Below are 26,655 nucleotides of genomic sequence, written 5' to 3'. Positions count from 1 at the left end.
TGTCCTTTCAGAAGACCGGTGGGGAATGACTCATGCGTCATCCCACACCAGCCGCACATCGACTTCGCGATCCACGTACTTCCATTCTTCCGTGGCGCGCAGGGTCGCGACCAGATCTTCGAAGGCGGTGACTTCCGTCTCGGGGTAGTCGAAGAAAGTGAGGAAATCGAAGGGTTCCTGCTCCGCGAGGTCGCGACAGTGATGAAGCCGTCTCGCGACCCCGGGCAGGTATTTCAATCCGGTGTGGATGTGGTGTGAGCGATCTTCCAGCACCGCGCGCCGCTCATCCTGGGTCATGGCCCACCATGCGGCACTCTTCCGTATGGGGATGAGGGCGGCGTACTTGGCCTCTGGTCTGCCGAGAGCCACCTGCCTGGCGACCAGTTGGTTTTTCTCCTCCCGGGTGACGTAGCGTTCATTGCTGGTCGCGCCGCGGAGCGTCCAGGTTGATTCGCTGGATAGGATTGGGGGCGCACCTTGTACCACGGATAGGCGTCCGGCGGCGGGCAGGCTCTCACCCTTCACCGGATTGCAGGAAAGAATTTTCCACGGGCCGGACTCGCCGCCCATGAAGGTGTGGAGCCTGTCATTGGTCGATGGACCTGGGGCATTCACTACGGGCATGAGTTGCCAGGCTGCATATGTCGTGCCATTGCTCTAGGGGTTCATTGAGCCCCCCCCCCCACAGTGCGTACCGCATTTCCAGCACTCTTCCGCTCCTGCGCACCTTCAGCGTATTGTGGTTTGCCCTCGTTGTTCCCCTGTCTCTCTTGCTGCTCGTGGTGGCGATGACATTTCAAGGACGGATCTTTGCTATTGGCGCCATCGCGCTCGGCACGACACCCCTGCTGGCCGCCGTCTTCATTCACGCAACATTCCAACCTTTCATCATTCCACTACTCCGTCACAGCTAGCCCTTCCCCAGCCTCTCCCTTAATCCCGTATATCTCCTTCTTCCCTCACCATTGCGCACCGCCGTGCCGAGAGCCTTCTGCTCACCCACCACGATTACCAATCGCCGTCCGCGCGTGACCGCAGTGTAAATCAAACTGCGCTCCAGCATGATGAACTGTGCCATCGCAAGCGGAATGATCACACACGGGAACTCGCTGCCCTGCGACTTGTGGATGGTGATGGCGTAGGCGAGTTGCAACTCATCCAATTCACCCGGCTCGTACTCCACCAGCAGGTCATCGAACGCCACAGTGATTTTTACCGGCTCGCTCTCGACGGTGCGGATGTGACCGATGTCCCCATTGAAGACACCCTTGTCGTAGTTGTTTCGCGTTTGGATGACCTTGTCACCGGCTCGGTATTTGATGCCGAAGCGCTCCACTTCGAATTGCATCTCGTGTCCGGCATTCAGCGCATCCTGCAGCACTTCGTTAAAAGCGCGTGTGCCGAGAAGCTGGCGGTTCATGGGGCATAGCACCTGGATGTCTTTCGCAGGGTCGAAACCATACCGCGCGGGCAGGCGCTCTTTCATGAGCTGCACGATGGTCTGCTGAATCTCCTCGCCACTGTTGCGCTCCAGGAAGAAGAAGTCCGCTTCCGCTGAAGGTTTCAGGTCTGGCATCAGACCGTGATTGATGCTGTGCGCCGCGGTGATGATGCGGCTCTGCGCAGCCTGGCGGAAAATTTCGGTGAGCTTCACCACGGGCACCACATCACTGCTGATGCAGTCATGCAGCACCGCACCCGCACCCACGCTGGGGAGCTGGTCTGCATCTCCCACAAGCAACAGATGCGCCTCCTCCGGCAGGGCATCCAGCAGGCGGGACATGAGCTGCGTGTCCACCATGGAGCACTCGTCGATGACGAAGAGGTCGCCATCGAGGCGTTTGTTCTGGTTGCGACCCCAGACGCCTTCACCCTGGTACTCCAGCAGGCGGTGCAGCGTGCGTGCCTCCAGACCGGTGCTCTCGCCGAGGCGCTGCGCTGCGCGGCCCGTGGGTGCGGCTAGCACCGTGCGCACCTTCTTGGCGCGCAGGATGGTGAGCACCGTATTTACGATCGTCGTCTTCCCCACGCCCGGGCCGCCGGTGATGATGAGCATCCGCTGTCGCAGAGCCTCTTTCACCGCGCGCTGCTGGCTCTCCGCGAGTGCCAGCCCGGTCTTCTGCTGGCACCAGGCGATGGCCTTGTCTTCATCCATCGGTGGATGAGTTGCGGGGCGCTCCAGCAGCGTGCGCAAACGCATGGCTACCCTCTTCTCCGCGTGGTGCAGTGTGGCCAGGAACACGCGCTCTTCACCCCCGATGTGTTCTTGCACCACTTCCGCAGCGGCGAGCAGGCCTTCGAGTTGCAGCTCTACCAGCTCCAGTGCAGCATCGAGCATCTTTGCGGCATTCTCCAGCAGGAGAGGTCGTGGCAGGCAGGTGTGTCCGGAGCCAGAGGCCTCATCCAGCGCATAGAGAATGCCGGCGCGGATGCGCGGGGGTGCATCCTTCGCCATGCCCATTTGCGCAGCGATGCTGTCCGCCGTCTTGAATCCCACTCCGTGGATGTCTGCCGCGAGCCGGTAGGGATTCTGCTGCAGCACCTGCACCGCCTCCTCCCCGTAGGTCTTGTAGATGCGCAGGGCGCGAGAGGTGCTGATGCCCTGCTCATGGAGGAAGACCATGATGCTGTGCACCGCCTTTTGCTTCATCCACGAGTCACGAATCTCTGTGCGACGCTTCTTGCCGATGCCCTCCACCTCCTGCAGCCGCGCGGAAGTGTTCTCAATGATGTCGAAGACTTCCGTGCCGAATTTGTCCACGATGCGTTTCGCGTACTTCGAGCCGATGCCTTCAATGAGCCCGCTGCCGAGGTAGTGCACGAGGCCGTCGAGAGATTTGGGCCGCGCCAGCTTCATGTGCTCAGCTTTGAATTGGCGGCCGTACTCCGCGTTTTGCACCCAGGCACCGCGGGCCTCAATTTCCTCTCCGGGTACTACGCGTGGGGTGTTGCCCAGCACGGTCACGAGTTCGCCCCCGCCTCCCTTTTCGGGGCGCACCTTCAGGATGCAGTAGCCGGTTTCCTCCGTGTGAAACGTCACGCGCTCCACCACCCCTCGCAGGGTGGCGCGGGAGTCAGGTGACATGGGAGGACGGGGCATGACAAGACATAGGCGCGGGAGGGTCCGTCGCGCAAGGCATGAGGCAGACTGCTGCGGGTGAGCCGGTCCCCTTGATCCCAAATTGCGGCGAGTAGCTCTCGCCGGTCTGCTCCAGCAGTCATGGGTGGCGCGGATGCGCGGGTAGGGACGCTTATATTTCGTTGCCCAGCGGCGCAGCCTCGCTACTCTCGGCCGCCATGGAACTGCTTGCTGCTCTCAGCGCTTTTGACACCTCTTGGATCAACCAGCCGGAGGCGTGGATCGCACTTCTTACCCTCACAGTGATGGAGGTGGTGCTGGGAATCGACAACATCGTCTTCATCAGCATCCTGGTGGACAAGCTGCCCAAGGAGCAGCAGCCCAAGGCGCGTTTCATTGGTCTGGCGCTGGCCATGATCATGCGCATCCTGCTCCTCTTCTCCATCACGTGGGTGATGTCCCTGAAGAATGACCTCTTCACGATCATGGGTCACGGCTTCTCCGGGAAGGATCTCATCCTCATCTTTGGCGGCTTGTTCCTCCTCTTCAAGGCGACGAAGGAAATCCACCACAAGATTGAAGGTGACCCCGAAGGTGATGTGGAAGCCAGCGCGCCGAAGCACGCTGCTCTGGGACCCATCCTGGTGCAGATCACCATGCTGGACATTGTTTTCTCCCTGGACTCCGTGATTACCGCGGCCGGCATGGCGCAGAGCATCATGGTCATGATTATTGCCGTGGTCATTGCGGTCATCTTCATGATGGTCTTCGCCGGGTCGGTGAGCGATTTCATCAACAAGCACCCCACCGTGAAGATGCTGGCGCTCAGCTTCCTCATCCTTATTGGTGTGATGCTGATGATCGAAGGTCTGGCCACTGAGAAGGCGCACGACCTCCACCTGAAGAACTACATCTACTTCGCCATGGCCTTCTCGGTCTTCGTGGAGATCCTGAACATCCGCGTGGCTAGCAAGAGGGCGAAGAAGCGTGAGGCGATGAAGGCAGCAAACGCAGCGAAGTAACTTCATAGAAGGCTTCTCCATCCGAGCCCACCGCATCAACGCAAAAAGCCCGCGGCATTTGCATGCCGCGGGGCGGGGGACCGGGGTTTCTATTCTTTTCTTGGGGTCAGCCGATCTCGATGGTGCGGGGCTTGGCAGCTTCCTTGACGGGCAGCGTCACGGTGAGCACGCCATCCTCAAGCTTGGCGGTGAAGGCGACCTGGTCGACAGGGGCGTTCACGCGGAGCTGGAGCCCATAGTTCAGGCGGTTGAGCTCACGGTGGAGCGTCTGCCAGCCTTCTTGGGCGGTGCTCTGGCGCTGGGCTTTCAGAGTGAGAAGTCCGCGCTCGAAGTCGAGTTTCACGTCGCCTTTGCGCACGCCAGGTAGCTCGACTCGCACTTCGTACGCGTCCTTGCTGGAGCGTACGTCATAGCGGGGTTTCACAAGATGCTCCGTAGCCGGAGTCGAGCTGGTGGTGGCGGGAGCGCAGGCGGAAGTAGTGCAGGTATTCATGGATGGGTTTTGAATGGAATGTTGGAAGGGTGGAATGATGACAAAGTCGGAAAGGTTCGATGAGCTTCCTGGCCGGGAAGAGCCGGTGTACGGCGCCTCCCCAGTCAGGTATCGGGCATGGACGATGCCTATGCGATCTCGATGCTGCGCCCCTTGCGGTCCTCGCCCTTGGGCAGGGTGACCGTCAGGATGCCGTCCTCGATTTTCGCGGAGATGGCGTCTGCCTTCACGCTTTCCGGCACCGAGATGGACCGGGTGGAGGTGTAGCTGGACTCCTGCTCGCCACTCTTGTCCTTCTTGGTCACGGTGACACTCAGGAGGCGGTCGTTGAGCTCGACCTTCACGTCCTCCTTCTTCACACCGGGCACCTCAAAGGAGGCGTAGAAGTTGTCCTTGTCCTCATGGACATCAGCCGCGAGGCGCCCCAGCGGGGAATCCATGCTGAAGAATCGGGACAGGGACGGGAAGCCTGCCAGCGGGTGCTGGAACCAGTCATTGAGGTCCGCACGAGTGAGGCCGAAGGGATTGTAGTTCGTAAGTTTCATGGCGGTAAATCGCATTGTTGATTTGGATCGAGTGGTGTACACCTCATAGGGACGCATTGGACATGCCAAAGGCGACGACAACCGCATTTTCGGCTTGTAACGAACGATTTATAAAGAATTGAATCGTGTTGGTTGTTCTTGAATGTGAGATAAAGTGACGCATACTGGCTTGGAGTGGCGCGCGGAGCGTGTGTCAATATGACTCGTTTCTTTGCTGTCGCTTCCCTGCGCGGTCTCCACCTTGGCATGTCTCTTGCCTTGTAGAGCCCTCGCGAAGCTGTCACGCTGTGCGTGGAAAAAAGCCGCGAGCCCATGCTCCTGCCGTCCGGCACTGCACCCGCAGCCCACGCAGCAACGTCATCTTCCCTCCCCAGTCTTATGAAGAAGAAGCCGGCGACCAAAAAGAAGGTGAAGGGCAACAAGACCGCCCACGGGAAGAAGCCGGGAAAGAAGAAGTCCGACAAGAAGAAAGCGAAAAAGCAGGCCGGGAAGCAAGGACGTGAACGCGGTACCCTGACCGTGGAGCGCCAGGAGAGCGTGGATCTGCACGAAGTTTCCGGCATCTGTCTCAGTCGTGGCTCCAAGGAACAGATGTGGCTCATGGCCATCGGTGACCGGCATGCGCGATTGGCCAGGGTACGCTTGAACCGCAAGCAAACACAGAAGCTGGAGTGGGAATACCTCGATATCGCTGCGTTGCCAGGTTCGAAGATTCCCGCCAGCGATCCGCAGATCGAGGCCATCTGCACGGATGGTACCGGGAGGGTGTTGCTGTTGCAGGAGTGGCCTGCGCGAGCTGAGTTGGTCGACCTCCATGGCGGAGATGCTACTGTGGTCGCATCGTTTGAGTTGTCGGTGGGTGAGGACTTCAGGAAGGTCGCCAAAGAATGGAACTCCGACGGATCATGTGGCGAGGGCGCAGTGCTTTTGCCGAATGGACACCTGCTCGTGGCTAAGGAGAAAAAGCCCGCGGCACTGATTGAATTCGGCCCCCCTGGCGAAGCGCCACTCGGCGTGACAAAAGGTGGCTTGTTGCACAATGGCGTCCGCTGGGAGGTGACGACCGGCGATCATGAATATGTGGCGCTGGCCGTCTGGGAGCCGGATGGTTTGCTCGCTGATGCGTGTGAAGATTTCAGCGACCTCGAGACAGGCCCGGATGGGAATCTTTATCTGCTCAGTGACAAGTCCCGCACTGTGGCCCGCATCGACACCTTGTCCCCTGACAGCGATGAGGCCTCGTGTGTTGCCGTTTGGGAGCTCGATGGTGTGGATGGCAAGCCTGAGGGGCTCGCCTTCACACCAAAAGGGCAGGCCATCATCGCACTGGATCAGAAGGAGACGGCGGGCAATCTGGTGCTCATGACACCAGCGATTGCTGCGCGGAGTCGTAAATGAGCAGCTGACTTGGGTAAGAGCCTGCGGACTACTGGTGTCGCTATCTGAGGCTGCTACCGGCTTCATTCAGTCCGGCATCATTCCTCATCCCTTCCGAATCTCGGGAACTCTTGCAGCGTGCGGAAAAAACTGTTGTGATGTCGCCCATGAGAATACACCGCGTGATCTTCACTGCCTGTGGATTGGTGATGGCATCTCTGCCAGCGCAAGAAGCGGGAGATACAAAGGCCGCACCTGTGCCCATTGTCTGTGAAGTCCTCTCCGTAGAAGGAAAACCGGTGCCTGGTGCGAAGGTGTATGTGGACTGCTTTCCCATGCGGGATCGCCTTCTGGATGCGCCCATCATCGCGCAGGGTACGACGGATCCGCAAGGCTCCTTCCGCACGTCTTACACGCCGCCAGGTCACTGGAAGTATTTCTATGCTGCCTTGGTGGTGGATGCGGGGGAGCAGGGCTGCGGTTTTGGCATGGTGACCCACAACCCACCTCTGCCTTCACCGGAAAAACATTCGATCTCGATCGTGCCAGCGTCGGAACTCCAGGCCACCGTCCTCACCCCTGATGGTAAACCCGCGGCTGACCTGGAGTGTTGGGTCCGCACCGTGATGATTCCTAGAAAGACAGGGAACCTTCCGATACCGGACCTTTATGTCGAGACGAGCCAGTTGCCAGACCATTTCTGGCGAGCCCGCACCGATGCCCAGGGGAGGTTGCGCATTTCCCGGCTTCCGCAAGGCGCTTCGGTGCATCTGAAACATGGAGACTCGCGCTGGGCACAATTCCCTGGTCGGTACGAGATCGCCTCGCAGATCAAGATGGATGGTTCGCAGCCCACCCTGCGACTCACGGAGCCGGGTTCCATCCGAGGCCGCATCCTTCTCCCGGATGGCACGCCTGCCAGCGGAAGCATGGTCTCGATCATTGAGGGCGTGAGTCAGGGGCGTTATGTGACCGCGCACGGTGATGAAGTGAAGGCCAATGACCAGGGCGAGTTCACCATCTCCAGCATTCCTCCATCGACCTACACGCTTCACTATGACACCGAGCCACCCTATTTTCGGCGGTGGATAGGCGCGGAGAAGGAAGGCGTGACCGTCAGCGCTGGCAAGGTCACCGACCTGGGAGACCTGGTGGCGACGGAGGCAGCGTATGTCACCGGTGAGGTGCTGGACGCGGAGACTGGCAAGGTGATTGAGGAACCACTGAAGTTTCGCCTCGCCGCTGGAAAGCACGATCTCTACTACCGATCCATGCGTTATCCGGGAAAGGGTTACCATCCCCCGGGAGGCGGAGATATCCTGTCCGTCGAGTTGAAGGGCGGCGAGCGCAAAACGGTCGCCTTCAAGCTCCAGCCTGTGAAGCCCGAGGACCACATCATGGGTGTCGTGGTGAATGAGGAAGGCAAACCGGTGGAGCATGCGCAGGTTTTCATGCTGGGACATGGAGGCAGGCATTTCCCTGCCACTGTGATGACGGATAAATCGGGAGAGTTCTCGTTCACCCGGGAGAAGGGCGCCACGCAGGAAGCTGTGCTCGCCTATGATGCCAGGACGATGTCTGACATCATGCTGGTGGTCCCGGGGCAGACCCTGACGCTGCAACTCCGCGAGAATTGGGGCAAGGTGGTCGGAACCGTGGTGGATGAGGATGGCAAGCCGGTGGCGGGAGCGGAAGTCAGCTGGTACCTTCCTGAACCCGTTTCCTACTCCGGACCCGTGGTGAGGAACGTGAAGAGCGATGCCGCGGGGAGATTCGAATTCCCGCGCTTTTGGGCCCGCGAAAAAAGCGCCACTTTTTTCTGCAAGGCGGAAGGCCTTGGCAATGGCGCTTTGCGCAGCCAGACGGTGAAGAAGACAGGCACCACGGAACTGAAGTTCGCCTTGAAGAAGGCAAACACATTTGTGGCGGGAGTGCTCATGGACTCCGCTGGAAAGCCGGTGGAGGGGATACAGGTGTATGCGACTGGCGAGGGTCAGCGCAGTACCCAGGCTCGCACAGATGAGCGGGGACAATTCCGCATTGAGGGCCTGGCCAAAGGATACGTGCATCTGCGTGCCACCCTTGAGAAGGAGGAGTCCACGTCGGAAGTGGGCGAGTGGGTCAAGGGGGGAGACGCTGAGGTGAAGCTGACCTTTCCAGCTGCCGATGGCGAGGTGAGCGGTATGGTGGTGGATGCAGCCGGAAATCCGGTGCCCGCGGCCAAGGTGGAATCCTTCGAACGCGGTCGGAAGACGGCAACGGACAAGGAGGGTCGATTCAAACTCTCCGGCATCGTGAATGGGTGGTTTACCCTGAAAGCCGAAACGCTCAATGGCAGTGGGCAAAAGGTGGAGAGGGAAGTGCGGATCAAGACCGGCATGAAGGACGTGAAAATCGCCCTGCCGGGCAAGATGGAGGAAACGCCAGCCTATCCTCTCGATCCTGTGGATCTCATCGGCAAGGCCGCCCCTCAGGTGGAGTTTACCACGTGGGTGAATTGCGAACCTCTGGCGGCTCACGGCAGGGGCAAGGTGCGAATCCTCGACTTCTGGGGCATCCAGTGTGCTCCGTGCATTGCCGCCTTCCCCAAGGTGCAGAAGTTCTGGGAAACACATCGGGACAAGGGGATTGAAATCGTCGCTACCACGTCCTTCTACCCTGAGCAGGAGGTGAAGGAATTCCTCGCAAAGCATCCCACCTACAACTTCCCCGTGGCCTTGCGAGGCGAGAACTCCACTGCGGGTCGTGACTATGACGTGCGCGGCATTCCCACCTACATCGTCATTGATGCCTTTGGGAAGATCGTCTCCAAAGGGCACGATTTCGAAGCGGCGGGAAAGGTGGCGCTGGGGCTGGTTGGGAAGTGAGTGAATGTAGAAGGTTCCTCCAGAAGCCTTCTACGCTGGTTGTTCACAACTCCACAGGATATCCGACTCCGCGCTCATGCCTGCTCGTGCAGCATGATTCAGCCCTTTTGAGAATCATACGGCAGTACGATGCATATGTGCCGTGACGAAGGACCAGATGCTGGCAGCCAAAATCGCACCAAGGGGAGGAAGAAACAATAGGTCGCATACCGGTGCATTTACGCCAGCTCCCCAATAGTGTAGCGGCGCAACTGAAAGCAGGCTCAGCGTAAGTGACCATGAAAGCCGTCGATGGGCGCTGAAGATGACGCAGATGATGGCGAAAATCAGAATCAGCACCTCCACTCCAAGAATGGCAGCCACAACGTTGTATCCATATCGGTCCGGGACAAGGCAGTAGGCCGCCAATAGCCAAAGACCACATAGCAGTATGGCGAACAGTGGAATGATGCGGCGGAGGAGCATGGGGATGTTGCGGAGCATGGCTCTCGCGAACTTGATTGTCGCATCGATAAATTCGATGGCGCTTGCTCGGAAGTCGATGCACCCAGCGCTCCGATCTGTTCAAGAGTGGGAGACTATCCCCTCCTCTCAAACACATACAGCTTCCCATTCTCCGCAATCTTGAAGCCCGGCCCAGCAAAGCCGAGTTTCACGAGTTCCTTGCGCAGGAACATCATCACGCCAGCGTGGCTCACGATGAGAGTGTCCTCCTGCACGTGGGTGAGCACGGTCTCGGTGACCTGCTTCACTTTGGCCATGAAAGAGAGTTTGGCGTTTCGTTGGGACGAGTGGGAGGTCATCCACGCGAGGCGCAGGACCCATTTCCAAAGAGGGTACGGCAGCTTGAGATTGCCGGTGCGGAAGGCATCCAGTTGCGGCTCGCGAAGTTCGGACAATTGCAGGATGTCTCCAGTGAATGCCGCCTTTGCAGTGGTGTAGGCGCGTGGCAGATCACTGGAAATACAACGGCTCCAGGCGATGCCGCCCAGGTCGATGGGATTCGGGGTCACCTCCGTCCTCTCATACACTTCACGCCAGGCTGCCAGATCATTCCACGTCATCCAGCCGGTGGGGAAGGGATGTTTCACTTCGAAGTGGCGGATGAGACCGATACGGACTGGAGACATGCAAACGTGAACTGACTGAGGAGTGCTAAACGGAAGCGCTGAGGATTCCACAGATGAGGAGGTGAAGGAAGCTGAACAGCAACGCTGCCAGAATGACAAAAATCAACTGTCCCCAGTGCCATCGGCCCTGCGCCTTGAGGGTGATCGCGACGCCAAGTGTCATCAAGGGCAGCAGTACACACGCCCACAAAAGATGGCCTCTGGAGACGAGAGCGAAGGTCTGGAGTGCGATCACGAATGAAGCGACGTGCACTGCCAGGAGAATGCCAATGCCCGCTGCCGCTGCCAGGAACTGCCTGGTGCGAGGATCTCGTGGATGAACTCCTGTCTCCATGAATTGACTTCAACGGGTGACCCCTCAGGGTTTGTCCTTTGGACGGGATGTCCGGACCATGTCGGAGATCACCTCTCGCGTGGCGTACGCCCACTCTTCGTACCAGAACCTCAACCGCGTCCAATTGGTACGCGTTGAGAAGACCGGCCGCTCGACGCGTGACTCCGTGATTACCAGGTTCGCAGGCGTGCCCAGCACGCTCGGGTCCGTCACCTGGATGGGAGTGCCGTAGTTGATGAAGCCTTCGAATTCGTCCAACATGGCGCGATTCGCCTGCACCTTCCTGTAGACCGCGCCGACGAAAATGAGGCTCGAGCCGAGAAGGAGCGCCAGCGCGATGAATCCGGCTGTTCCGAGTTGGGTGCCTCTGTTAGGGGATTTCATGGGCGCGTCGGGCTGGTCATCTTCGATCGTGCCGGGGTGAGGCCGCAAGTTGAATCCGACTTCAGGCAGGTGGCTTTACCCCTTTCCACCACCTGAAGGTGTGAGGGAAAACCTTCAGCCACTTGCCCTTCCTCCAGACACAGGCTAGCAATAGGGTGTGATGTGGGAGTTTGTACAGAAGCACTGGAATCATGCCGTGGAGATCCTCCTCCTGGCGGTGCTGCTGTACCAGGGTTACCGCTTCCTGCGGGCCACCCGTGGCGCGCGCATCCTCACTGGCCTGCTGGTGCTGCTTCTGGGGCTGGCGCTGGTGTCGCAGCTTTTGAAGCTGGAGGTCATCACGTGGCTGTTGAAGGGCTTTGTCACCTTCTTCGCCATCGCGCTGGTCGTAATTTTCCAGCCGGAACTGCGCCGCCTGCTGGCGGAGCTGGGCAGCCACCGGTTCTTTTCTTTCAATGGCTCCGAGGAGGCCAGTCTGGATAACCTCATCGAGGCCATGGTGCAGCTCTCCCATCGCCGTTGCGGGGCGCTCTTTGCCATCCAGCGTGGCATCGAGCTGAAGCCCTTTGCGGAGAGCGGGGTGTCCTTGGACGCGAAAATCTCCACCGAGCTCATTGGCACCATTTTCCATCCCAAAACGCCGCTGCATGATGGCGGTATGGTGGTGGATCAAGGTCGCATCGTCGCGGCGGGTTGTGTGTTTCCTGTGAGCCAGAAGGATCTGCCGGATCGCAGCATTGGCCTGCGGCACCGCGCCGGGCTGGGCATCACGGAAGAGACAGATGCCGTGGCGCTCGTGGTGAGCGAGGAAACCGGCGCGCTTTCCCTTTGCCACAAGGGAAAGCTGGAGCACAATCTGGAACCCGATGAGCTGCGCGAGCGGCTGCAACGCATCTTGGTCTATGGCGAGGACGACAACACCCGCAACGAATCCGAATCTGGAAAGGCTGAGGAAGCTCGGTCCTCGGCTTAAGGGATGGATCGTGAATGACTGGGAGGCCAAGCTGGTGTCCCTGGTCCTTGCCTTCCTGCTCTGGTACGTGGTGAACGACCAGGCTCGCACGGACCGTCGCCCGATTCAGCAGGGGCTACCGAGCTTCCGGACCGATTGATTCTCTGGGTCTTGACCGGGTTCCGTTCCTGCGTCGTTTGCCGGCCATGACGAACTACCTCTTCCGGCTGCTGCCCCCGCGACCGACGTTCATGATGGACATGACTCCCGAGGAACAGGAGGTGATGCAGGCCCACGTAGCCTATTGGGCGGATCTCATGCAGAAGGGACTCGTCGTTGCTTATGGACCCGTGGCTGCTGTGGAAGGGGCCTTCGGCATCGCTATTCTGCAACTCCCAGAAGACGAGTCACCCGAGCCGCTGGTGGCAAATGACCCCGCAATCCTCTCCGGAAAGGGATTTTCCTCAAAAATCGACCTCATGCCCATGCTGGTGTCTCGGTAAGTGACGGGAAGACGCGATGAGGAGCGCCTGTGTAGGCACTACTGTTGCACCATCCTGCCGCTCGCCGTCGCACCGGTCTTTGACTTGCCGCCCTTTTCGGGGTAAAACCGCGCCCTCATGGCTTCAGCGAAGAGGAAATATTTTGGCACGGACGGCATCCGCGGTGTGGCGAACTCCCACCCGATGACGCCCGAGTTTGTGATGCGTCTCGGTCAGGCTGCCGCGAAGGTGCTGGCAATGGAGGCGGAGAAGGCGGGCATCCGGCCAAAGTGCATCGTGGGTCGCGATACCCGGCTCTCGGGAGACATGATTGAAACCGCACTCACCGCAGGGCTCACCTCCATGGGCGTGGACGTCGTGTTGTGTGGCGTGGTACCCACCCCGGCCGTGGCGCTGATTGCCCGCCAGGAAAAGGCCGCCATGGGAGCGATCGTTTCCGCCTCGCACAATCCTTACAAGGACAATGGCGTGAAGTTTGTGGACGGAGGCGGGCACAAGCTCACGGACGCGCAGGAACTGATGATTGAGGCCGCGTTTGAGAATGACGATGTGCTCAGCCAGCGCGCTCCCGCCACCAGCATCGGCCGGGTCTCACGCATGGACAATGCACCGGAACGCTTCATTGCGCATGCCGTGGCCACCATGCACAACCGTCGCCTGGATGGCATGAAGATCGCGCTGGATAACGCGAACGGCGCCGCTTACGTCACCACCACGGAAACGCTCAAGCGCCTTGGCGCGGAGGTGGAGGTCTTCCACTCGTCACCTGATGGCGTGAATATCAATCGCGACTGCGGCTGCACCCATCCGGAGTACATCGAAGCGCTGTGCAAGCAAACCGGCGCCTATGTCGGCGTGGCTCACGATGGTGATGCCGACCGCGTGGTGTTGGTGGATGAAACCGGCTCCGCACTGAGTGGAGACGAGTACATCGCCATCGTCGTCGCCTCCATGCTGCGTAAGGGCACCCTGCGCGAGAGCACCGTGGCCGTGACCACGATGAGCAACTTCGGCCTTGATGAGCTTGTGACTGGTCTCAAGGGCAAGGTCATCCGTACGGATGTGGGCGACCGCTACGTCATCGCCGCTATGCGCCAGCATGGGTTGAACTTCGGTGCGGAGGAAAGCGGACACATCGTTTTCTTTGATCACACCACCACGGGGGATGGACTCATCGCCGCACTGCAGGTGTTGAAGATCATGGTGGAGACCGGCGAACCGCTGAGCGAGCTGCGCAAGGTGTTGAGTCCCTTCCCCCAGGCCAAACGCAACCTCCGGGTGAAGTCGAAACCCCCGGTCGAAGAACTCGTGGCCGCACAGCTCCTTGTAAAAGAGACGGAAAAAAAACTCGCGAGCCTCGGCCGCGTGCTCCTGCGCTACTCCGGCACCGAGTCCCTCATCCGTCTCCTCATCGAAGGTCGCGACCCCGAGTACATCGAGTCGCAAGCGGAGCGCATCGCCGAAGCCATCAAGGCGCAGATCGGGGAGTAGCCCATGGTGGTCCGCACACTCCGTGTGCGGTCAGCCGCGCGTGGTCTCCAGTGTAGTCACTTCCCTCTGTAGTAGTGGGCAGAGAGCTTGAAAACTGGCAGACGAGCCAGTGGCGCCCCTTTGTGGATTCGAGTCATCCCGACCGCACACGGAGTGTACGGACCACCATTTGCGCTCGCCTCGCTCCCACATTTCTGCACACAATGCAGCCATGCGCCCAGCCGCCTTTCCGCCGTCGTCGTCCCTTCCTCTGAGACTCGCCGCGCTCGCCGCCTGCACTTTACTGCCACTCACAGGCACGCGTGCACAGACCCAGCCCCAGCCCGTGATGGAAAAGCCCGCCTCAGGTGCGCCAGGCTGGTTTCCCTTCCACATCTCTGCCTTCGATGATGCACCCGCCCTGCTCGACCTCTCCTTCCTGAACGAGGCACCCGCAGGCAAGCACGGCTTCATCAAGACCAAGGGTGAGACTCTCGTGGATGATCGCGGCACTCCGTGGCGCTACTTTGGCACGAACCTCACCGCCGCATCCTGTTTCCCTACCGAAGAGGAAGCCGTGAAGCTCGCGGGGCACTTCGCCAAGTGCGGCATCAATCTCGTGCGCTTCCACTTCATGGACGCGAACTGGAGCGGCACCCAACTCGTACGCAAGGATGGCAAAGCCGGCCTTAACGAGGAACCGCTCGCACGACTCGACTTCTTCTTCGCAGAGCTCAAGAAGCGCGGCATCTACGCGAACCTCAATCTCCACGTCGGTCGCAAGTACGAGGACCAGCCCCCCGGCGCTCCGGACATGAGCAAGGGCATCGATAACATCTATCCACCGTACGTCGATGCACTGAAGCAATATGCGCGCGACCTGCTCTTGCATGTGAACCCGCACACCGGGCTCGCCTATCGCGACGACCCGGCAGTGGCCATCGTGGAAGTGAACAATGAAAACACCCTGCTCTTCAATGCGTGGTGGCCTGCCAAGGTGAAGGGCCCGGTACATGACTCCGTGCTGAAGCAATGGAACGAATCGCTCGCGAAGAAGCATGGCAAGGACGACGCCAGCCTCCGCACGAAGTGGGGCACGCGCATGAAGGACGATGGGCCGAACCTCATCGGCAACCCCACCTTCGCGGAGAATGCCAAGGGGTGGTGGCTCGATAACCAGGGCGGTGCGGAGGCGAAGCTCTCACCCGCCTCTGATGGCAAAGGCGCACGCATCACCGCGACCAAGGCGGGTTCTGCGAACTGGCACACGCAACTCCTCTGGGCCGGGCTCCAGACGGAACCTGGCAAAACCTACCGCTTCCGTTTTCGCGCTCGTGCGGAAAAGGAGGCAAAGATCTACTCCAGTACCCAGCAATCCGTGGCTCCCTATGCCATGGCCGGTCTGTGGACCCTGATCAACGTGGGACCGGAATGGAAAGACTATACCTACATCTTCACTGCCAAGGACTCTCAACTCGGGAAGGTGAATCTCGCCTTCGGTCCGAACCAGAACACGGGCTGGTTTGAATTCACCGATGTGAAGTTGGATGCGTATACCGACGGCTTTCTGCCCGAGGACGCCAGCCTTGCGAAGGGGAACATTCCTCTGCCTGATGAAAACGCGAACAAAGCCGTGCAACGCGAGTATTTTGAATTCCTCGCGGACAAGGAGCTGGCTTATGCGAAAGAGATGCATCGCTTCTTGAAGGAGGATTTGAAGGTGAAGTGTCTTGTATCACACTCTCACATCTTCTTTGGTGCGCTCCTGGGGGTGCGTCGCGAGGCCATCGTGAGTGATGTGGTGAACGCAAACGCCTACTGGCACCATCCCTCCTTCCCCGGAGGCCAATGGGATCCGAAGAACTGGGAGGTGAATCAGGAAGTCCTTTCTCAGAATCCGGTCGGAGGGGTTCTCTCTGAACTCGCCGTGCAGCGTGCAGAGGGCAAGCCCTTTGCCCTCACGGAGTGGGACATTCCCGCTCCTATTGATTCCCTCGCGGAAGGTCTCCCCTTGGTGGCTGCCGTGGCTGCCCACCAGGGCTGGTCTGGCATCACGCTCTACACCTTTGCCCATGGCCGCGAAGACTTCACGGCAGATCATTTCCACAGCTACTTCAACTTCCAGGCGCATCCCGGCAAGCGTGCAGGTATTCCCTTCGCCGCGCTCCTCTTCCGCACCGGAGCGGTCGATGCGGGCAAGCAACGCGCCATTCTTACGCTCTCCGCCGCTTCGCTGTTGGATGACATCGCGGAGAACAAAGGCGGAGTCTGGGCGAACTGGCGCCGCTTCTATGAAAAGGTGAACAACGACGGTTCACTCTCCCTGAAAAGGCAGACCGCCGTGCGCATCGTGGAGGAGGGGAGTGCCGCACCTGCACTGAAGAACGCAGCAGAGAAGAGTGTTCCTGCTGTCTCGGAGAACGGTGAAATCAAATGGGGTGCTGTGGACAAGATTGCCACCGTGATCTCACCGCACGTGGTATTCGCCACCGGCAGTCTCGGCGCGAAGACCCACAAGCTCGGTCCCTGCTCCGTGAATGTCGCCCCGCTGGCTGGCGATGGCTTCGGCGTGTGGGGACTCATCACCATGGATGGCAAGCCACTGGAAAAGTCCAAGAAGCTCCTCTGCATGGCTCTTCGCCGTGCCGAGAATGAAGGCATGGGCTGGCGCGCTGACCGCAAGACCGTGGGCAACCAATGGGGCAAAGCCCCCTCTCTCGTCCTGGGCTTCGAAGGCAAGGTCTTCCTGCCTGGTGGTGAAAAGACGAATTGGAAAGTCAGCGCCGTTGGACCCGATGGGCAGCCAACGAAGGTGGTCTCCTCAAAGAGCAATGAGTTCCCCATGTCCCCCGAAGCTAGCACTGTGTGGTGGGTGGCGGAGAGGGAATGAAGTCACCCACAGCTTCAGCGCGCGATTTCCGTGCTGGTACAGAATCGACTTCTGGATGTATGCTTCCTCATCCCTTGCTACCATGGCTGCCATGAACACCCTGTGGAAAAATAGCCTCGCGAACCAGAGCTTGCTCGCGTGCGCGTTGGCACTGTTGTTATCCCCGACTCCGGCGCGAGCGGATCAGCCTGTCTCGGATCAAGAATACTCGGTGAACACCATCCGGCATGCTCCCTTTCCCACGGTGCAATTTGAGGACATCACCTTTGAAGCACTCATCGATAACTTCTGGCAATTCACTTCCAAGATTGATTGCGGTCGAAGGGTCAACCTGAGCTTTGTCCTGGATAGGAGCAGGCTGACGGAGGCACAACTCCAGTCACGCATTACCATACGCGAGAAGGACATGACCTTGGAGGAGTTGCTCTACGCTGTCTGCAAAAGACTGGGCGTGGGATACCGCATGGATGAGCACGCGATCTTCATTTCTTCACGCGACTATGTTGGCCTTCCCGAACCGCCATCAAAGCGGGTCGCCGCCGTGCCCGATGGCCGGGTCACTGCTTATGTGATCATTGTGGGCAGGGATAAATCGTAGCAGTCACCCAAGGACCAAACTTACTCTTCAAGTCATGACCTTTACTTCCCGCCATGTTGCCATCGTCCTTGCGATCGTCACCGTTCTCACCTCCTGCCGCACCATCTACTACGGCGCGATGGAGAAGATCGGCTTTGAAAAGCGCGACCTGCTTGTCCGAGCGGTGAAGCATGCGAAAGCCAAACAGAAAGAAGCTGGGGGTGAGTATCGCGATGCCCTGCAGCAACTCCAGGCGGTCTATGGGCGTAGTGGGAGCAATCTAGAGAAGGCGTATGACAAGCTGAACGTGGAATATCTTGCCTGCGACGCTGCCACCAAGATCGTGAAGCACCGCATTGATGAGATGGACCGTGTGGCCTCGGATCTCTTCAAGGAATGGCAGAAGGAAATCGGTATCATGAGTGATGCCTCACTCGCGGGCTCCAGCCAGGCAAAGCTCACCGAGACCAAGGCGAGATTTGCCGAGCTCTCCAGTGCCTTGCACAACTCCTACAACGCCATGCCCCCTGTTCTGGACAAGCTGCGCGACCACACTCTCTACCTGAAGCACAACCTCAATGCCGAAGCCCTGGGCGCTCTGCGTGGCAAGGCGGATGCCATCCAAGGGGACATCCAGGCCCTGCTCGAGCGGATGAATCGTGCAATTGCAGAAGCGGACGCGTTTGTGAAGGCCATGAACTGAGGCATCGGCAAGGCGCGGTGACTTCCGTTGTTACCGGGTGGGGGTGTGCCCGGGTGTTCTGGAACGCTTCTCTCGCAAGCTCGCACCGCAGAGCATCGTAGGAAACATGCCAACAGACCTCGCTGTTCCTCCTATGACACCTTGCCTCTTCTCCATCAGCTATGCCGGATTCTGGGGGCAGGATGCCCTGAGTCTTGAGCAATTCATCCGGCATGCAGGCGAGCTTGGCTATCCAGCGGTGATGATTGCGGGGAAGCGCCCGCATCTCTCGTCACTGGACGCAACTCCGGAACTCCTGGAGGGCGTCTGTGAAACTCTTGCTGCGGCGCAGGTGCGCTGCGATGTCATCGCCGCCTACACGAATCTCTCGCAGCCCACCGGCGTGGGCTGCGAGGTTCCGCATCTCGAGTTCCAGATCGCGTATGTCGAATCTCTGGCTCGCATCGCAGCGAAAGTCGGGGCCAAGGTGGTCCGCATCTTCACGGCATATGAGGTGGAAGGACAGGACCTGCAGGCGCAGTGGAAGCATTGCGTCACCGCCATCCGGGAAATGTGCGACCGCGCTGCACCTCATGGTGTATCCATTGCCGTCCAGAATCATCATGACATCGCTCTCCACACGGAAGCGTTGCTGGAACTGCTGGCGGATATCGACCGGCCCAATTGCGGACTGGGCTTCGATGCCTGGTCACCCGCCCTGCGTGGTGAATCCCTCTATGAAGCTGCGCGAATGGCAGCTCCGCGGACTCTAATCACGACCAATGCGGACTACATCAAGGTCCCCCGTCATCGCTATCGTCCGGAGTTGGTGAACTACGAGCGCCAGTCCACCGACTGGGTGCGCGCTGTTCCCTTCGGCACTGGCTTCATCGACTATCACGCCTTCTTTCAGGGTCTGTATGATGGAGGCTTTGGTGGTACTGCGGTTTATGAGATGTGCTCACCCTTGCGTGGTGGCGGCACGCTCAAGAATCTGGATGCCTGCGCCAGCGGATATCTCAAATGGATGCGTGCGCATCATCGCGCAGGATAAGGATTGGGTTGAATAAAGGTGCATTTGTTGCATCAATGCATGGAATGGAGGGATTGGGGTTTACAATCCGGCGGGCATTCTTAGCATGAGTCATGGCCATGGATCTCGATGATATTGCGGAGGCGCTGGAGCTCGACTACGAGAAGAACAAGGCGGTGGTGGATATGATGAAGGAGCGCATTGATGCTCGCCTTGGGACTTTGAAACTTACCCCGATGCAGCGGTTGCAAACCGAGTCCATGGTGAAGGACGAATTGGCGGCATGGCAGTCCGAGATGATGTACGGAGATGCAACCGTGCCGAAGACCACGGAAGGGTGGCGCGATGGCGTGGATGCCTGTTTGGCCAAAGCGGAGACGAGGTTGGAATCATCGCTGAAGCTGAGGGCGGAAATGGAGGCCAGCAATCTCGAGGCCTATGACGCCCGGGAGGAGCAGTACCAGAAGGAAGCGGCTCGGATGGATCGCGACGCCGATATCCGGCTGGAGGAATACTCGGAGGAATTGCCTCCAAAGGTGGTAGGCCATGCGGATATGGACGAGGTGGCTGTGGCCAGGCTCGGCAAGAACGATGCCGTGGCCACCTCAGCCCTCGCGAGCTGTACCGGAGTGAGCTTGTACGACCCCAAGACCGGAGTCGGCGCGGTCATGCACGTCTACCAGGGGAAGATCACCATCCAGGATGCGCTGGAAGCCATGCAGACCATGGACGCAGGCATCAAGGCCAGCGAACTCCAGGTGACCTTGATGCCGGGAAGTGCCAAGGGCGTAAACATGAGCCATCTGGAGAGCCTGCATGATCAACTGAGTGAAGCTGGCATCACCCAGGTGCGTGACTTCAGCAAGGAAGGGCGGACCTCCTCCACACTGCTGCTGCGCGGAGATGGCGTGGTGATTTCCACCACAGAAGCCGAGAAGCTGGCGATGGCACCGACAGGAGTAGGTTCCGCAGGCGCACGTGCCCGTTCGGACTCTGTCGACTCGACCAGCTCGGTCGAGGTCCCGCTACGTACACCGGAGAATCTGCCGCCAATGCCGGACTCACCTCGGCCCGATACCCCTGACGTGCCGGATGCTCCGACCAGAGCTCGAAGTGCCTCCGTAGGGGCCGTATTGGGATTGGGAAAATACAAACAGGGCGGCTCATCGGAAGGACTCGGGGAAGACGGCCCCTCCACAGGCAGCAAACTAAAGCGCTCAAGCTCAGAGTCGCAATTGGGAGGTGGCAGACGCATGTAGCCTTGGGCCCCCGCAAAAAACTTCGCGAGCTGTGGTGTGGCGATGTGGGCTCGACGTTGACCCTAAGCGGGCGGGAGCATTGTATCCACCTCAAATTGAAGCTGGAGCGGGTGATCAGAATCGAACTGACGTATCAAGCTTGGGAAGCTCGTGTTCTACCATTGAACTACACCCGCCTTTATTGGCGCCCAGCCTCAGTCGCACTGGATGCTTGCGATGGTGACGTTTCCGTCGCAAATGTCAACGAGTCTTCGTCAAAGTCTCCGTCACACACGTAAGCACTCGCACGTCCACGCCCCCTGCCATGTCCGCTCCTGCTTCCGCCTCCCCCGCGGCTCAAGTACCTGCTCCGCTCCCGCCTCCCACCACGGACCATGCGCTCGGGAAACTGCCGCTGAAGGCGTATGACAGAACCCACCGCATCAAGCCTGCCACCGGAGGCTGGGCCAAGAAACTCGAGGACCTGCAGGACTGGATTGAAGACGTGGTGGCGCGATTCTCACCACTGGGTGATCCGCCGATCTACAGCAATGAGCATTTCGACTGGATCCCGGAGGTCGAGGCGGATTGGAAGAAGGTGCGCGCTGAGCTGGACAATGTGATGCAGTACCGTGACTCCATGCCCAGCTTCCAGGACATCATGAAGGAAGTGGGCGCCATCCAGACAGATGACCAGTGGAAGACCTTTTTCCTCAAGGCGGTGGGCATGGATTGTGAAGAGAATGCAGCTCGCTGCCCGGAAACGATGAAGGTGCTTGAGAAGCTTCCTGGCGTGACCACGGCCTTCTTTTCCATCCTTTCCCCCCGGAAGCACATCCCATCCCATCGCGGTGCCTGGACCGGCATCCTGCGTATGCATCTCGGCCTGCTGGTGCCGGAGCCGCGTGAGAACTGCCGCATTCGTATCGCAAACCAGACTTGCACTTGGGAAGAGGGGAAAGTCCTCATCTTCGATGACACTTGGAATCATGAAGTGTGGAATGACACTGCTGGCTACCGCGTGGTTCTCTTCGTCGACTTCGAACGTCCTCTGAAATGGCCGCTGAGCTGGCTCAACTCCGCCGTCATGAATCTCGCCCCCCTGGCCCCCTTCCTGCGCGAGGTAAAGGGCAAGCAGAAGGCTTGGGAAAAGAAGATGTGGGGTGGCAAGAAGAAGTAGAAGTGGGACGACATGCAGCCTCTTGGGCTTGTATCAGCCCCCGCTTTGCAGTGGGGTCAGCATGGTGAGCACCATTTTACGTGACACTGGCGCGACCCTCTGCTCCTGTTTACGCTATGCAGACACCGCCTTCACTCCCCCTGAAGAAGCCGAAGACTTTCATGCTGCTGGGGGTGGGGCTGCTCATCCTGGGGATATTTTATGTGCTGGGATTGATGATGAACGGAGTCATGCTCGCCATCCCGGCCATGCGAGAGCAGAATCCGGCCCTTCGGTTGCTGGACCAGGACGCCACCTATGCTGCGATCCACTATGCGAGCCTGGTGCTCAATGGATTCTTGGGAGTGGTGGCCATTGTTGCCGGCATCGGTCTCATGAAGTCCCGGAACTGGGGGCGCATGCTCGGCATCACCTGGGCTGCGGTCACGATCCTCAGCACGCCGCTGGGGTTGTGGGTGACGACCAAGTATGTGCAGCCTGCGACCGCAGCAGAGATGCAGAAGGAAATGAGCAAGAGCGGCGCTCCTGCCGAGGTGGGAGACACCATCCTCAAAATCACCAACGTGCTGACCTATGCCTTCTTGTTCATCTGGGTCGTGTTTTGCATCGTGATGATCATCTTCCTCTCACGCGATAAGATGAAGGCTTGGTGCAGGTTGCAGGAGACCCAAACACAGGTGCCCGGTTAAGGGGGAGGGAGAGCGGTTGCCGTGGAGACCTACTTCACCGCGGCACGCACGGCTTTCACGACTTCACCAGCCAGCACCTCGGAGCCTTCTTTCGTGAAGTGCACGTTTGCCGGTTGTATTTGGATCTTCTGAAGCTGCGGCTTGGCGAAGGCATAGAGATCATTCACGGCGATGCCATTCTCCTTCATCACCTGCAGGGCGGCCGCATTATATTTCACCGCGTCTGCATCGGTGCGATAAACTTTCATGCTGCCCTCCGGCACCGGTGTGGTGGTGCAGAAGATGAGCTTCGCGCCTGTGGCCTTCAGCTTGGCTACGATCTCGCGCAGGTTCTTTTCATACACCTCCACCGTGGCTTGCGGCGGGTCTGTAGCCAGGTCGGAGGTCTTGCCATCGGGCTTCACATGCTTGAGGTCATGCAGGCCCCAGTTGAAATGGATCACGTCCCACTTCCCGCCGTCGATTTGCAGCCAGCGGTCAATGTTCGCTACACCGGAGGTAGTGCCACTGCAGTTCTCCGGTTTGTCGCCGCGCATGGGGCGCAGCACCACCATCTCATCCGCCAGCATCTTCTGCACAAAAGGGGTGTAGCCGATGGAGATGGAGTCCCCCAAGATGAGCACGCGCTTCTTGGCTGAAGTATCGGCAGCGGATGCAGAGCAAAGGCCCAGGGTGCATGTGGCTGCAAGGACCAGGGAGGAGCGGAGAAGGGTGCGGCGTCTCATGGCGCTGGAGAACGGTGCACGCCTACAAGAACTTTCCACCAACGCTCACTTCCCGCCCGTCATCTCCTTCATCAAATTGAAGAAGCCCTGCTTCCGTTCGCTGGAGATGCCCCAGTCCACTGGCACACTCTGGTAGCCCTTGGAGATGTCCTTGCTTTTCGCATTGGTGCGGAAATCGAAGTAGCCCCAGCTCGCATGCTCGCTCACTGCGGAGACGAAGTTGTTCGCAGGCTTCTCAAAGTCGAAGTGGTCATCTTCATTGAAGAGGATGGGCATGGGCCGCCATCCCTCCACCTTGCGTGCCAGCCGCACCATCTCCGCAATGCGTTCCGGCTTCTTCACCCCATTGCCGTGCATCAGGAGAAAGTCGGAGACCCTCACCACGTTCGGCTTCGGCACCGTGCCACCACCGTAGGAGGTGCCCACCAGGAGGCGACGACCGTCCTTGGTGTGGGTTTTGACACGCTCAATCAGTTCGTGCACACGGTCTGCTTTGAGGATGTCGTGATCGTACTTGTTCACGTTGCACTCATTGTTCACCTCGATGAGCACGTTTAGAAATCCTTTCTCCAGCACCCATTGCGTGGCGTTGTCCACGCCTTGCTTCACCGCATCCTCGTCCTTCAGCCGTTCATCTTGGCCGAAGTAGTAGTACCCCAGGATGACGACCATGCCCAGTTCATCCGCCCTGCGCAGGATGCGCTCCGTGCGAGTCATGAAATCGGGACGCAGACTGCCATCGCTCTCGAAGGCGGAGTTGTGCCAGGGCTGCTTGCTGGAGTAGCCCTGTGGTGAGCCTCCTTGAAGATTGAGCGTGAAAGAGAGCATGCCATGTGCACGCCACTCCGGCATGGCCGCGATGAATTCCCGCACGTTGCGCTCTGCATCCCATTTCCCGGTGTCAGGATATGCCCACATGGAGACGGTCTCGGGATTCAAGTCGTCGAAGGTCCCCTGTACCATGCGCGAGTTCATCAGCAGGCCTTCGATGCGATGTCCCTTCCAGGTTTGCCCTTCATAGGTGGGTTTGCCATTGATGTGGAAATCCTCGCCCTGGATGGTGACGGTGGTCTGGGGCGGCGTTTGGCTCCAGGCATTGCAGGTGAGCATGAGTGCCGCCGTGAGACGTGCGAATCGCGATGCCGGGGAGTTCATGAAGCAAGAACGCACGCGGGAGCCGGCTAGTTTCGAGGTTCGTGAGGGCGATGATGGTGATTGGCTCCTGCGAGTGCGGCGGTTTTTGCCTTCCCCACGCAAGGTGCTTCTGATTGGATGTGCGCACGCACGAATGACGTTGAACCTGATGAAGACCAAACCACTGCTGGCCTCGCTTCTCCGCATCGTGATGGGAGTACTTGCGGTATGTGCGCTGGGAGCGATTGGCTATGCGGTCTGGCAACCAGGGCTGGAGGTGAAGGATGGAAGACATGACCGCGGCGCGAATGGCATCTGGCTGGCGCACGGATGGCTCGGGGCCGACTCGTGGTTCGTTGATAACGGCAAGCAATCGGAAATGGCCCGCTATCGCAGTCCAGACTCCGTGAAGGCACTGGCGTCAAAGCTCAAGGCGCATGGCATCAAGGATGTGTTCCCGCATCTATGCCCCACTGACTACAAAGGGGAGATTGCCGGGGTTAGTCCTGTTCATGTGGAGACGTTTCTGGATGCATTCGGTGACTTCCGGGTGATCCCCTGGGTGGGCGGGGTGAAAGACAGCAGTGTGAGAATGGCCAACCCCGGTTGGCGAAAAGGCTTTGCTCAAAGCATCTCCAAGCTCGTGGCAGATCATCCCCGCCTCGCCGGAGTCCAGGTGAATGTGGAGCCGCTGCCCGTGGGCACTCCGGAGTTTCTTCTACTGCTGGAGGAGGTGCGCGCGGCCATGCCCGCGACCAAGGTGCTCTCCGTGGCCGCCTATCCTCCGCCCACCCGGTGGCATCCTTTTCCGGAAATTCATTGGGATGAGAGCTACTTCCGTGAAGTCAGCCGCCGCTGCGATCAGATGGCGGTGATGATGTATGATGCTGGTCAGGACTATGGAAAAGCCTACCAACACCTGATGCGCGGCTGGACGAGCGAGGTGCTCCAGTGGAGTGAAGGAGCCGAGGTGCTGCTGGGGGTACCCGCCTACCACGATGCAGGGGTGGGATATCACAACCCGAAGGTGGAGAATATCCCGAATGCCTTGAAGGGCATTCACCGGGGCCTGGAAGATGCCGGACTTCCTTCGAGTTATCAGGGCATTGCTATCTATTCAGAGTGGGAGACCTCCGATGATGAGTGGCAGTACCTCAAGGAGCATTTCCTGAAGGCACACTGAAAAGTTGCCCTGCGCGCTCGGGTCATTCTCTCTCCATTGACCTGCGCCCAGGGTCTTGATAATGATGTGCGGCACTGCTGGAACAGTCGTCACGGAGTTGAGCTGGTCCGAATCTTCTGAGCGCGTCACCCCATGCCAGACAAATTGCCTCCTCCTACCGAAGACGCCCTCTTCCCGCCATGCGATTCCTTCGACTTCTTCAGGACTCGTGAGGTCCATCCTTTTGATGCAGACGCGACCTCATACAGCGAAGTGAACGCCTCCTGGCTGGCAGATGCCTCTCTGCTGGCATACTCTGAAGAGTCAGTCGTGCATGAAGTGTATCGCAAGGCCGGCTTTGCTGAGGTTACGACTTTAAACGGCCATCGTACCCAAGCGTACATCGCCTCCAGTAGAGATGTGACCATCGTGAGTTTCAGGGGGACCCGGGTGGCCAAACGGTTCTCCTCGGAAGAGTTCAAAAACGTCATCGCAGACTGGATTACCGACCTCAGATTCGCGCTGGCGGAATCCTCCCACGGAGGCTTTGTCCATCTCGGGTTCAAGGATGCTCTGGGTGAGATTTGGGAGCCTCTCCTTGACTCGATTATGTCGCTGCAGAGGGATGACCCGAAGCGTCCCATTTGGATGACTGGTCATAGCTTGGGTGCGGCACTCGCGACACTTGCGGCTGCTCGCTTGGGACATGTGAAAGGAGTTTACACTTTCGGGTCGCCACGAGTTGGTGACGCTGGCTTTCACGCAGGCTATCGCGTGCCCACCTTTCGTGTGGTGCATCAAGATGACATTGTTACAAGGGTGCCCATGTACAGCTGCTTTGTTCCACCCCAGGTTGACGTGGGACTCTACAAGCATGTCGGAGAGTTTGTGCTGATTGACAGCTCTGGGAAAATTCACCTCAGTCCCGACCTGCGGACTGAGGCTGGGAATTTTGTCGAGGCTCAGCTCAAGGCCTTTGTCACTGCCACCGGCATCTTCCGCCATGGCTTGTTGTGGTCCTTGAGTCCCAGCGCTTTTTACAACCACTCCCCACTTTACTACGCCATGCAGATGCGGCTGTAGAAACAACGGTTTCGTGTACCAAAGCGTGAGCCATCCTCCCAGCCGCCGCGCCGCTCAAGGTCGCATTCATGGGCGTTCCTTTGTGGCGCCTTCTACGAAATCACCT

Annotated in this window: 26 protein-coding genes and 1 tRNA gene; 16 read left to right on the top strand and 11 right to left on the bottom strand. The window is 59.1% G+C overall.

Features of this window, described 5'->3' with window-relative positions:
- Nucleotides 1–30: 30 nt before the first annotated feature.
- Entirely contained in the window at nt 31–570 is a 540-nt protein-coding gene (locus DES53_RS10760; protein WP_245958136.1) for a chlorite dismutase family protein, read from the bottom strand.
- 340 nt (nt 571–910) lie between these two features.
- Nucleotides 911–3,085, bottom strand: a complete 2,175-nt coding sequence (recD2, locus tag DES53_RS10750; protein WP_245958135.1) for an SF1B family DNA helicase RecD2 — start codon at nt 3,083–3,085, stop codon at nt 911–913.
- 212 nt (nt 3,086–3,297) lie between these two features.
- Here recD2 and DES53_RS10745 point away from each other — a divergent pair, with 212 nt between their 5' ends.
- Nucleotides 3,298–4,101 (top strand): TerC family protein, encoded by an 804-nt coding sequence (locus DES53_RS10745; protein WP_113958269.1) that lies wholly within the window; start codon nt 3,298–3,300, stop codon nt 4,099–4,101.
- Between the two features lie 106 nt (nt 4,102–4,207).
- On the opposite strand, the gene DES53_RS10740 is transcribed toward DES53_RS10745, so the two are convergent.
- The gene (locus tag DES53_RS10740; RefSeq protein ID WP_113958268.1) at nt 4,208–4,594 is read right to left on the bottom strand and encodes an Hsp20/alpha crystallin family protein; all 387 of its coding nucleotides are present in this window, start codon (nt 4,592–4,594) and stop codon (nt 4,208–4,210) included.
- 128 nt (nt 4,595–4,722) lie between these two features.
- Nucleotides 4,723–5,139: an Hsp20/alpha crystallin family protein gene (locus DES53_RS10735; protein WP_170157011.1), complete on the bottom strand. Its 417-nt coding sequence runs from the start codon at nt 5,137–5,139 to the stop codon at nt 4,723–4,725.
- A gap of 378 nt (nt 5,140–5,517) precedes the next feature.
- Between DES53_RS10735 and DES53_RS10730 the strand changes: the two genes are divergently transcribed.
- Both DES53_RS10730 and DES53_RS10725 read left to right on the top strand, forming a co-directional pair.
- Entirely contained in the window at nt 5,518–6,537 is a 1,020-nt protein-coding gene (locus DES53_RS10730) for an SdiA-regulated/phytase-like domain-containing protein (RefSeq protein ID WP_113958266.1), read from the top strand.
- A 146-nt stretch (nt 6,538–6,683) separates the two neighbouring features.
- On the top strand, nt 6,684–9,383 hold the full coding sequence (locus DES53_RS10725) for a carboxypeptidase regulatory-like domain-containing protein (RefSeq protein ID WP_170157010.1): 2,700 nt from the start codon (nt 6,684–6,686) through the stop codon (nt 9,381–9,383).
- A gap of 114 nt (nt 9,384–9,497) precedes the next feature.
- Here DES53_RS10725 and DES53_RS10720 read toward each other — a convergent pair whose 3' ends face one another.
- The 4 genes from DES53_RS10720 to DES53_RS10705 form a co-directional block, all read right to left on the bottom strand.
- Complete coding sequence (locus tag DES53_RS10720) at nt 9,498–9,848, bottom strand: hypothetical protein (RefSeq protein WP_170157009.1); 351 nt, start codon at nt 9,846–9,848, stop codon at nt 9,498–9,500.
- A 113-nt stretch (nt 9,849–9,961) separates the two neighbouring features.
- Nucleotides 9,962–10,513: a histidine phosphatase family protein gene (locus DES53_RS10715; RefSeq protein ID WP_113958263.1), complete on the bottom strand. Its 552-nt coding sequence runs from the start codon at nt 10,511–10,513 to the stop codon at nt 9,962–9,964.
- A 25-nt stretch (nt 10,514–10,538) separates the two neighbouring features.
- A complete protein-coding gene (locus DES53_RS32920) occupies nt 10,539–10,748 on the bottom strand; it encodes a hypothetical protein (RefSeq protein ID WP_170157008.1) in 210 nt (69 codons plus the stop codon).
- A 123-nt stretch (nt 10,749–10,871) separates the two neighbouring features.
- Nucleotides 10,872–11,231, bottom strand: coding sequence for a hypothetical protein (locus DES53_RS10705; protein ID WP_147263334.1), 360 nt, complete (start codon nt 11,229–11,231; stop codon nt 10,872–10,874).
- Between the two features lie 196 nt (nt 11,232–11,427).
- Between DES53_RS10705 and cdaA the strand changes: the two genes are divergently transcribed.
- From cdaA to DES53_RS10665, 9 genes are all read left to right on the top strand, one after another.
- Nucleotides 11,428–12,204 carry a diadenylate cyclase CdaA gene (gene cdaA / locus DES53_RS10700; protein WP_170157007.1) on the top strand — a complete coding sequence of 259 codons (777 nt, stop codon included), beginning with the start codon at nt 11,428–11,430 and terminating at the stop codon, nt 12,202–12,204.
- A 10-nt stretch (nt 12,205–12,214) separates the two neighbouring features.
- Nucleotides 12,215–12,343, top strand: a complete 129-nt coding sequence (locus tag DES53_RS33850) for a hypothetical protein (RefSeq protein ID WP_281270145.1) — start codon at nt 12,215–12,217, stop codon at nt 12,341–12,343.
- Between the two features lie 46 nt (nt 12,344–12,389).
- Nucleotides 12,390–12,686, top strand: a complete 297-nt coding sequence (locus tag DES53_RS10695) for a YciI family protein (RefSeq protein WP_113958259.1) — start codon at nt 12,390–12,392, stop codon at nt 12,684–12,686.
- Nucleotides 12,687–12,803: 117 nt separating this feature from the next.
- A complete protein-coding gene (gene glmM / locus DES53_RS10690; RefSeq protein WP_113958258.1) occupies nt 12,804–14,177 on the top strand; it encodes a phosphoglucosamine mutase in 1,374 nt (457 codons plus the stop codon).
- Between the two features lie 211 nt (nt 14,178–14,388).
- Nucleotides 14,389–17,046: a carbohydrate binding domain-containing protein gene (locus DES53_RS10685; protein ID WP_113958257.1), complete on the top strand. Its 2,658-nt coding sequence runs from the start codon at nt 14,389–14,391 to the stop codon at nt 17,044–17,046.
- Between the two features lie 82 nt (nt 17,047–17,128).
- Nucleotides 17,129–17,644: a hypothetical protein gene (locus tag DES53_RS10680; protein WP_113958256.1), complete on the top strand. Its 516-nt coding sequence runs from the start codon at nt 17,129–17,131 to the stop codon at nt 17,642–17,644.
- Nucleotides 17,645–17,678: 34 nt separating this feature from the next.
- Nucleotides 17,679–18,326, top strand: coding sequence for a DUF2959 family protein (locus DES53_RS10675; RefSeq protein ID WP_113958255.1), 648 nt, complete (start codon nt 17,679–17,681; stop codon nt 18,324–18,326).
- Between the two features lie 133 nt (nt 18,327–18,459).
- Entirely contained in the window at nt 18,460–19,359 is a 900-nt protein-coding gene (locus DES53_RS10670) for a sugar phosphate isomerase/epimerase family protein (RefSeq protein WP_113958254.1), read from the top strand.
- Nucleotides 19,360–19,451: 92 nt separating this feature from the next.
- Nucleotides 19,452–20,597: a hypothetical protein gene (locus DES53_RS10665; protein ID WP_113958253.1), complete on the top strand. Its 1,146-nt coding sequence runs from the start codon at nt 19,452–19,454 to the stop codon at nt 20,595–20,597.
- A 102-nt stretch (nt 20,598–20,699) separates the two neighbouring features.
- On the opposite strand, the gene DES53_RS10660 is transcribed toward DES53_RS10665, so the two are convergent.
- A tRNA-Gly gene (locus DES53_RS10660) sits at nt 20,700–20,773 on the bottom strand.
- Nucleotides 20,774–20,901: 128 nt separating this feature from the next.
- Between DES53_RS10660 and DES53_RS10655 the strand changes: the two genes are divergently transcribed.
- Nucleotides 20,902–21,756 carry an aspartyl/asparaginyl beta-hydroxylase domain-containing protein gene (locus DES53_RS10655; RefSeq protein ID WP_113958252.1) on the top strand — a complete coding sequence of 285 codons (855 nt, stop codon included), beginning with the start codon at nt 20,902–20,904 and terminating at the stop codon, nt 21,754–21,756.
- A gap of 116 nt (nt 21,757–21,872) precedes the next feature.
- On the top strand, nt 21,873–22,445 hold the full coding sequence (locus DES53_RS10650; protein WP_113958251.1) for a hypothetical protein: 573 nt from the start codon (nt 21,873–21,875) through the stop codon (nt 22,443–22,445).
- A gap of 29 nt (nt 22,446–22,474) precedes the next feature.
- Here DES53_RS10650 and DES53_RS10645 read toward each other — a convergent pair whose 3' ends face one another.
- Complete coding sequence (locus DES53_RS10645) at nt 22,475–23,170, bottom strand: SGNH/GDSL hydrolase family protein (RefSeq protein WP_113958250.1); 696 nt, start codon at nt 23,168–23,170, stop codon at nt 22,475–22,477.
- 45 nt (nt 23,171–23,215) lie between these two features.
- On the bottom strand, nt 23,216–24,280 hold the full coding sequence (locus tag DES53_RS10640) for a hypothetical protein (RefSeq protein ID WP_113958249.1): 1,065 nt from the start codon (nt 24,278–24,280) through the stop codon (nt 23,216–23,218).
- A 193-nt stretch (nt 24,281–24,473) separates the two neighbouring features.
- Between DES53_RS10640 and DES53_RS10635 the strand changes: the two genes are divergently transcribed.
- Nucleotides 24,474–25,487 (top strand): glycoside hydrolase family 18 protein, encoded by a 1,014-nt coding sequence (locus DES53_RS10635; RefSeq protein WP_147263333.1) that lies wholly within the window; start codon nt 24,474–24,476, stop codon nt 25,485–25,487.
- A gap of 132 nt (nt 25,488–25,619) precedes the next feature.
- Nucleotides 25,620–26,549, top strand: coding sequence for a lipase family protein (locus tag DES53_RS10630; protein WP_113958247.1), 930 nt, complete (start codon nt 25,620–25,622; stop codon nt 26,547–26,549).
- Nucleotides 26,550–26,655: the final 106 nt, after the last annotated feature.

Origin of the sequence: Roseimicrobium gellanilyticum (assembly GCF_003315205.1) — a bacterium.
Classification (GTDB): domain Bacteria; phylum Verrucomicrobiota; class Verrucomicrobiia; order Verrucomicrobiales; family Verrucomicrobiaceae; genus Roseimicrobium; species Roseimicrobium gellanilyticum.
Note: the sequence above shows the minus strand (reverse complement) of the source record. Positions and strands in the feature narration are given on the sequence as shown.

Coding starts and splice junctions, on each gene's coding strand:
- DES53_RS10760 (WP_245958136.1), bottom strand. CDS start 570: ATGGGCGGCGAGTCCGGCCCGTGGAAAATTCTTTCCTGCAATCCGGTG.
- recD2 (WP_245958135.1), bottom strand. CDS start 3,085: ATGTCACCTGACTCCCGCGCCACCCTGCGAGGGGTGGTGGAGCGCGTG.
- DES53_RS10745 (WP_113958269.1), top strand. CDS start 3,298: ATGGAACTGCTTGCTGCTCTCAGCGCTTTTGACACCTCTTGGATCAAC.
- DES53_RS10740 (WP_113958268.1), bottom strand. CDS start 4,594: ATGAATACCTGCACTACTTCCGCCTGCGCTCCCGCCACCACCAGCTCG.
- DES53_RS10735 (WP_170157011.1), bottom strand. CDS start 5,139: ATGAAACTTACGAACTACAATCCCTTCGGCCTCACTCGTGCGGACCTC.
- DES53_RS10730 (WP_113958266.1), top strand. CDS start 5,518: ATGAAGAAGAAGCCGGCGACCAAAAAGAAGGTGAAGGGCAACAAGACC.
- DES53_RS10725 (WP_170157010.1), top strand. CDS start 6,684: ATGAGAATACACCGCGTGATCTTCACTGCCTGTGGATTGGTGATGGCA.
- DES53_RS10720 (WP_170157009.1), bottom strand. CDS start 9,848: ATGCTCCTCCGCCGCATCATTCCACTGTTCGCCATACTGCTATGTGGT.
- DES53_RS10715 (WP_113958263.1), bottom strand. CDS start 10,513: ATGTCTCCAGTCCGTATCGGTCTCATCCGCCACTTCGAAGTGAAACAT.
- DES53_RS10705 (WP_147263334.1), bottom strand. CDS start 11,231: ATGAAATCCCCTAACAGAGGCACCCAACTCGGAACAGCCGGATTCATC.
- DES53_RS10695 (WP_113958259.1), top strand. CDS start 12,390: ATGACGAACTACCTCTTCCGGCTGCTGCCCCCGCGACCGACGTTCATG.
- glmM (WP_113958258.1), top strand. CDS start 12,804: ATGGCTTCAGCGAAGAGGAAATATTTTGGCACGGACGGCATCCGCGGT.
- DES53_RS10685 (WP_113958257.1), top strand. CDS start 14,389: ATGCGCCCAGCCGCCTTTCCGCCGTCGTCGTCCCTTCCTCTGAGACTC.
- DES53_RS10680 (WP_113958256.1), top strand. CDS start 17,129: ATGGCTGCCATGAACACCCTGTGGAAAAATAGCCTCGCGAACCAGAGC.
- DES53_RS10675 (WP_113958255.1), top strand. CDS start 17,679: ATGACCTTTACTTCCCGCCATGTTGCCATCGTCCTTGCGATCGTCACC.
- DES53_RS10670 (WP_113958254.1), top strand. CDS start 18,460: ATGACACCTTGCCTCTTCTCCATCAGCTATGCCGGATTCTGGGGGCAG.
- DES53_RS10665 (WP_113958253.1), top strand. CDS start 19,452: ATGGCCATGGATCTCGATGATATTGCGGAGGCGCTGGAGCTCGACTAC.
- DES53_RS10655 (WP_113958252.1), top strand. CDS start 20,902: ATGTCCGCTCCTGCTTCCGCCTCCCCCGCGGCTCAAGTACCTGCTCCG.
- DES53_RS10650 (WP_113958251.1), top strand. CDS start 21,873: ATGCAGACACCGCCTTCACTCCCCCTGAAGAAGCCGAAGACTTTCATG.
- DES53_RS10645 (WP_113958250.1), bottom strand. CDS start 23,170: ATGAGACGCCGCACCCTTCTCCGCTCCTCCCTGGTCCTTGCAGCCACA.
- DES53_RS10640 (WP_113958249.1), bottom strand. CDS start 24,280: ATGCTCACCTGCAATGCCTGGAGCCAAACGCCGCCCCAGACCACCGTC.
- DES53_RS10635 (WP_147263333.1), top strand. CDS start 24,474: ATGAAGACCAAACCACTGCTGGCCTCGCTTCTCCGCATCGTGATGGGA.
- DES53_RS10630 (WP_113958247.1), top strand. CDS start 25,620: ATGCCAGACAAATTGCCTCCTCCTACCGAAGACGCCCTCTTCCCGCCA.